6 protein-coding genes are annotated in these 6298 nt (G+C 61.7%); 2 read left to right on the top strand and 4 right to left on the bottom strand.

All coding sequences use genetic code 11. From position 1 onward, the window contains the following. The 4 genes from HYX42_RS00640 to HYX42_RS00625 form a co-directional block, all read right to left on the bottom strand. The coding region (locus HYX42_RS00640) for a hypothetical protein (protein WP_293398676.1) at nucleotides 1-405 on the bottom strand (405 nt) is incomplete at its 3' end. Between the two features lie 32 nt (nucleotides 406-437). After that, nucleotides 438-1361: a 3-keto-5-aminohexanoate cleavage protein gene (locus tag HYX42_RS00635; RefSeq protein ID WP_293398675.1), complete on the bottom strand. Its 924-nt coding sequence runs from the start codon at nucleotides 1359-1361 to the stop codon at nucleotides 438-440. Between the two features lie 40 nt (nucleotides 1362-1401). Beyond that, nucleotides 1402-2373 (bottom strand): tripartite tricarboxylate transporter substrate binding protein, encoded by a 972-nt coding sequence (locus HYX42_RS00630; RefSeq protein ID WP_293398674.1) that lies wholly within the window; start codon nucleotides 2371-2373, stop codon nucleotides 1402-1404. A gap of 29 nt (nucleotides 2374-2402) precedes the next feature. After that, entirely contained in the window at nucleotides 2403-3176 is a 774-nt protein-coding gene (locus HYX42_RS00625) for a GntR family transcriptional regulator (protein ID WP_293398673.1), read from the bottom strand. A 108-nt stretch (nucleotides 3177-3284) separates the two neighbouring features. Between HYX42_RS00625 and HYX42_RS00620 the strand changes: the two genes are divergently transcribed. Next, a complete protein-coding gene (locus HYX42_RS00620) occupies nucleotides 3285-4517 on the top strand; it encodes an iron-containing alcohol dehydrogenase (protein ID WP_293398672.1) in 1233 nt (410 codons plus the stop codon). 58 nt (nucleotides 4518-4575) lie between these two features. Beyond that, a complete protein-coding gene (locus HYX42_RS00615) occupies nucleotides 4576-6018 on the top strand; it encodes an NAD-dependent succinate-semialdehyde dehydrogenase (protein ID WP_293398671.1) in 1443 nt (480 codons plus the stop codon). Nucleotides 6019-6298 lie beyond the last annotated feature (280 nt).

Genomic DNA, 6298 nt, shown 5'->3' with positions numbered 1-6298 from the left:
GGCAATGTCCTTGCTCTGGGTGGTGTAGAGGATGAAGAAGCTGCCGGCGCTTTTGACCTCTATGCTGCTGGCGCCTGCAGGGACGATGACGACCGAGTAGCCAGGGATGTCGGCAGACCCGTGGTCGGAGGTGATGTGCAGGCTGGTGGTGGTCTGCGGGGAGAGGATGACGTACTCGTCGGGCTGGCCGACGCGGGTGATGCGGGCGCCGGCTTTGGCTTCGACGTAGCAGATGACGAAGTTGTGGCCGCGGCCGTACCACTTGCGGCTTAAGGAGTCTTCTTCTGCCGGGCCTTCCTTGAAGTGGATGCAGGAGGCGGTGCCGTAGGGCGTGCTGGCGTCGAGTGCTGCTGCTGCGGGGGCTGCGGTTGAGAGCGTTGATCTCGGATCGGTCTTGTCGTACATGGTGGGTTCCGTGAGGGTGTTTGAAGGCCGCGTCAGAACGCGACGTTGTCCCGGCCCTTGAGCTTGAGGGCGGCACGCGCATCGGCCGGTGTGGCCACTTCGAGCGACAGTGCCTCGATGATGGACACCAGGCGTTTGACCTGAATGGCATTGCTTGTTGCGAGCTTGCCCGGGCCATCCCACAGGCTGTCTTCCAGGCCCACGCGGGCATTGCCACCGACCACGATGCTGGCAGTCGCCAGCGGGATCTGCGCGCGCCCGGTGCCCAGCACCGACCACACGTAGTCATCACCAAAGAGGCGGTCTGCCGTACGCTTCATGTGCATCAGGTCTTCGACGTCGGCGCCTATGCCGCCGCGAATCCCGAACACCGACTGGATCATCATAGGCGCCTTGATGAGGCCGCGGTCCAGGAAGTGCGCTGCTGTGTAGAGATGGCCGATGTCATAGCACTCGATCTCGAAACGCGTGTCGTTGTCGCTGCATGACTGCAGGATGTAGGCGATGTCCTTGAAGGTGTTCTTGAAGACGCGGTCGTCGCTGTCGGCGAGGTAGGGGCGTTCCCAGTCATGCTTGAGGTTGGGGTAACGACCCAGCATTTCGTACAGGCCGAAATTCATGCTGCCCATGTTGAGCGAGGCCACCTCGGGCTTCATCTCCAGTGCCGGCCGCAGCCTTTCCTGGATGCTCATGGTTGAGGCGCCGCCTGTGGTGAGGTTGACCACCACGTCGCAGGCACTCTTGATCTGCGGGAGGAACTGCTTGAACAGCTCGACATCCTGCGACGGCCGGCCGTCTTTCGGGTCGCGCGCGTGCAGGTGGACGATGGATGCACCTGCGGCATGTGCCTCGATGGCCGCATCGGCGATCTCTTTCGGGGTGATCGGGATGTGTGGCGACATCGACGGCGTGTGAATGGAGCCGGTGATGGCACAGGTGACGATAACTTTACGCATGGCTTCGCTTCTATCTTTCGGTGAGTCAGTTGGATCGGGTTTATTCAGGCTGGATTCCGGCGGCGGAGATGATGGCCTTCCACTTCACGGCTTCGGCCTGCTGGAACTTCATCAACTCCTCGCCTGAAATAGGGAAGGGTTCGACGCTGACGGTATTCATGAACTTCTGTGCAGCCGGGCTGTTGATGGCGTCCGTCAGCAACGCGGCGGCACGCTTGACCACCGCGTCGGGCGTTCCCCTGGGCGCGTAAATGCCCTGCCAGAAGGTCATGGAATACCCGGGCAGGCCGGACTCCTGCATGGTCGGCACAGTGGGGTGGCCCACCATGCGCTTTTCGCTGGTGACGGCAATCGCGCGCATGCGGCCGCTGCTGATGTGCGGGGCGGCGGTCAGTGCGTCCAGCACCATGAAGTCGAGCCGGCCGCCTATCAGGTCGACCACCGCCTGGGCGTTGGTCTTGTAGGGCACAGAAACAAAATCAAGCGACGCCATCTGGCGGTACTGCTCGACCGCCACGCGCACGGCAGATGCGCCCCAGCCGAAGGACAGCTTGCCCGGCTGCTTTTTGGCCAGCGCCGTCAGATCGCTCACGGTCTTGACCGGCGATGCACTGCTGACCACCAGCATCAGGCCGCCGCGCAGCACGCCGGTGACAGGGATGAAGTCCTTCACGTAGTCGTAGGGCAGTGTCCTGAACAGCGACTGGTTGGCGGCGTGGGTGGTGTTGGTGGTGTGAAAAAGCACATAGCCGTCTGCCGGCTGCTTGAGCACATATTCCGCCGCGATGATGCCGCTGGCGCCAGCCTTGGTGTCAACAACAACTGAAGTGCCGGTTTTTGCATTGATGGCATCACCCAGCACCCGGCCCATCTGGTCCGTCATGCCCGAGAAGGACGCCACCAGCGTGATGGGTTTTGACGGGTAAGGCGCCGTGGTTTGTGCGAAAGCTGTGCGTGCATCGAGGCCTGTGATCAGGGCTGCCATTCCGAGGGCAACTTCTCTGCGTTTCATGTATGGGTCCTTGTCAAATGGAGTGGTGTTCAGTCCGGCCGCCTGGCGGCAATCTCTTTGCGGAGCGCGCCGGTATCGCTGTAGGCCTCAAGCACCGGTGCGATGCGTTTGAACGACAGCTGTATGTGCCGTTTCATGGCAGTGCGTGCGCGGTCGGCATGGCCGGTGATGAGGGCGTCCAGCAGTTCTTCGTGCTCCTTGATGGCTTCCTGGGTGACGCTGGAATGAAAAAGGACGCGGAAGAGGTGCATATGCGTTTGAAGCCGGTCCAGCGTCTCGGCCATGAGTTGCCCGCCACCGGACAGGGCGATGAGCCGGTGAAAGTGGGCATCCCAGTGGGCGAACTTGCCGTAGGCCAGTTTTTCATCATCCTTTGAAGGCTCAAACATGTTGTTGACCAGGCCGCGCAGGTCTTCGCGCTCGTCGGCGCTGAGTTTTGTGGCGGCCTGCGCCGCGGCATGCGGCTCAAGCAGGAGGCGCAGCTGAAAGATTTCGCCAAAGCGCTGGGATGAGGGGATGGCGGTTGCGCTGTAACCCACCAGGTGGGTCTTGACGATCAGGCCTTCGGCTTCAAGCCGGATCAGCGCGGCGCGTATTGGGGTCTGGGATGCACCCAGCTCACGCGCCAGCTTGTCGATGGAGATGCGGGCGCCGGGCGGGATCTTCAGCGAGATCAGCCTGGCCAGCAGTACTTCATAGATGTCATCACCAACCGAACGTCTGGACCGCAGTTGCAGTTCGGTATCTGCATCGCCAAAAGCGGAGGGCTGGTCTGGATGTGGCATGGGGAGTCCGGAAGTCATGGCGTGGATTTTGAATCCTAAAAATCAAATATCGTATCGGATTTACCCTAATAGATTGATAAATAAAATACGATACGATTTTAAGACCACCGATTTTCAGGAACCCCCATGTCTATATCCATGCCGGTCAACGCCGGGTTTTTGCGTTCGCCACAAGCCATTCTTTTTGGTGACGGCCAGCGTCACGCGCTGGGCACTGTCGCCCGCAAACTGGGCCAGCGCGCCCTGGTCTGTACCGATGAGCGCCTCTCTGGCGACGCAATGTTCGGCGCCATGATCAGTGACCTTCAGGCCTCTGGCCTTGAAACCCTGGTCTATGACAAGACGCAGGCCGAGCTGCCGATTGCAGGCGTTTTCGAATGCGAGAAGATGGGCCGCGCCTTCGCACCCGATGTCGTCATCGGCATAGGCGGCGGAAGCTGCATGGACATGGCCAAGTTTGTCGCCCTGTTGCTCACGCATGGCGGTGATTTGTCGGACTACTACGGCGAGATGAAGGTGCCAGGGCCGTTGCTGCCGCTGATCGCCATTCCCACCACCTCGGGCACAGGCTCTGAAGTCACGGCCGTGGCGGTCGTGGCTGATGACAGGCGTGACCTGAAAGTCGGTGTCTCCAGCCCGCACCTGATACCGCACACCGCCATCTGCGACCCCGAACTCACGCACAGTTGCCCGCCCGGGCTCACCGCCTGCTCGGGCGCAGATGCGCTCACACACGCCATCGAGGCCTTCACGGCCATACGCCGGGATGCCACGCCAGACCTGGCCACAGGCCGGGTTTTTGTCGGCAAGAACGCGCTGACCGATGTGCACGCGCTGGCAGCCATCGGACTGATTGCGAAACATTTGCCCACCGCAGTCGCCAACGGAAAGGACACGCAGGCGCGTGCCGGTGTGATGATGGCCGCCCTGCATGCAGGCCTGGCCTTTGGTACGGCTGGTACCGCCGCCGCCCACGCCATCCAGTATCCGGTCGGTGCACTGACGCACACCGCCCACGGCATTGGCGTGGCCGTGCTGATGCCTTATGTCATGGCCTTCAACAGGCCTGCCTGTACGGCAGAGTTCGCGCAGATCGCCACCGCCATGGGCGTGCAGGGCAGCGATGAAAGCACTTTGGCCGACGCGGCGATTGATGCGGTGCGCAAGCTGTTCAGCACGATAGGCATACCCGCCACGCTCAAAGACATCGGCCTGTCGGGCGACGACCTGGCGCATGTGGCTGTGCAGTCCATGCTGGCCGCACGGCTGGTCAACAACAACCCGCGCCTGCTGGATGAAGCCGCCATGGCTGCGATTACCCGGGCCGCTCATCAGGGCGGTGTGCCCATGCACGCCTGAGTTCACCTTACGGCTTTATCCTTTACCGTCTTCATTTCCCTTTAGCTCTCCAACATTCATGACACCTCGCATCCCACCTACCCAGCTTTTTATCGACGGCCAATGGCGCAATGCCAGTGCTGACCGCCGCCTGCCCGTCGTCGACCCCGCCACAGAAAACATGATTGCCGAGGTCGCCGATGCCAGCGTGCAGGACGGGCTGGACGCTGTTGCTGCCGCCAGCCGCGCCGCACCGGCCTTCGCGAAACTGCCCGGTCGCGAGCGTGCCGAGATGCTGCGTCGCTGCTTTGAATTGATGATGCGCGACAAGGAATATCTGGCCGAACTGATCTCGTATGAAAACGGCAAGTCGCTGGCCGATGCGCGCGGCGAGGTGGCTTATGCAGCGGAGTTCTTCCGCTGGTTTTCTGAAGAAGCCGTGCGCCTCAACGGGCAGTTCGGCACCGCGCCCGGCGGTGCCAACCGCATCCTGGTGCAGTACCAGCCCATAGGCGTCTCGGTGCTCATCACCCCGTGGAACTTCCCTGCAGCCATGGCAACGCGCAAGATCGCGCCTGCGCTGGCCGCAGGCTGCACCTGTGTGCTCAAACCCGCGTCTGAAACACCGCTGACCGCCTTCGCGATGGCTGCCATCATGGCCGAAGCCGGCGTGCCTGCCGGCGTGGTGAACATCGTGACCACATCAGAGCCGGGCCCCGTGATCGACGCCATGCTGGCCGATGCGCGCGTGCGCAAGCTGTCGTTCACCGGCTCCACGCCGGTGGGCCGCAACCTGCTGCGCAGCGCTGCAGGGCAGGTGATTTCCTGTTCGATGGAACTGGGCGGCAACGCGCCCTTTGTGGTGTTTGACGATGCCGACATCGACGCCGCCATTGAAGGGGCCATGATCGCCAAGATGCGCAACGGCGGTGAGGCCTGCACGGCGGCCAACCGCTTTTATGTGCAGCGCGGCGTGTATGAGGCTTTCGCGGCCAAACTGGCCCAGCGCATGGGCGCCATCAAGGTCGGCAACGGCCTGGATGCCGCCACCGGCTGCGGCCCGCTGATCACGACCAAAGCCGTCAACAAGGTCAGTGACCTGGTGGACGACGCCGTGGCGCGCGGCGCACGCGTGCTGGCCGGCGGCAAGCGGCCGGAGGGCAAGGGCTATTTCTACATGCCGACCGTGCTGGCAGACGTGAGCCGCGATGCAAAGCTGCTGGGCGAGGAGATCTTCGGCCCGGTCGCGCCGCTGGTGGTGTTTGATACCGAGGCAGAAGCCATTGAGATGGCCAACAACACCGAATACGGGCTGGTCGCCTATGTCTACACCAAAGACATGGCCAAAGGCCTGCGCGTCAGCGAGCAGATCGAAAGCGGCATGGTGGCGCTGAACCGCGGCCTGGTGTCTGATCCGGCTGCGCCTTTTGGCGGCGTGAAGCAGAGCGGCCTGGGCCGCGAGGGTGCGCACGAGGGAATTCTTGAGTTCTCCGAAGCCAAATACATTGCGACGAGCTGGTAAAAAGTCGCGCCGAACCACTGGTCTGCTACCTATTTAATAGCTGCTCACGTACGTATTTATTGGCCTGCAGCCCGATTCAGTGCCTGAAAATCGGCTTTTCGAGCCATTTTTGGGCTTTTTGAAGACATGGCAGGCCGGAAAAGAGTCAAAAGTTAACTTCCATATTAACTTTTGGTCAAAATGTTAACTCCTGTATTAACATTTGAATTCTGAGTCATGGGCGCGCCAGTTGTGTCCGGCGGGCAACAGGCCGGGCGGCAGCAAGTCTGCGCACAGGGGA

The organism is Polaromonas sp. (assembly GCF_016185115.1).
Taxonomy (GTDB): Bacteria; Pseudomonadota; Gammaproteobacteria; order Burkholderiales; family Burkholderiaceae_C; genus Polaromonas.
This window is presented reverse-complemented; position numbering and strand designations above follow the sequence as displayed.

Coding starts and splice junctions, on each gene's coding strand:
- HYX42_RS00630 (WP_293398674.1), bottom strand. CDS start 2,373: ATGAAACGCAGAGAAGTTGCCCTCGGAATGGCAGCCCTGATCACAGGC.
- HYX42_RS00635 (WP_293398675.1), bottom strand. CDS start 1,361: ATGCGTAAAGTTATCGTCACCTGTGCCATCACCGGCTCCATTCACACG.
- HYX42_RS00625 (WP_293398673.1), bottom strand. CDS start 3,176: ATGACTTCCGGACTCCCCATGCCACATCCAGACCAGCCCTCCGCTTTT.
- HYX42_RS00620 (WP_293398672.1), top strand. CDS start 3,285: ATGTCTATATCCATGCCGGTCAACGCCGGGTTTTTGCGTTCGCCACAA.
- HYX42_RS00615 (WP_293398671.1), top strand. CDS start 4,576: ATGACACCTCGCATCCCACCTACCCAGCTTTTTATCGACGGCCAATGG.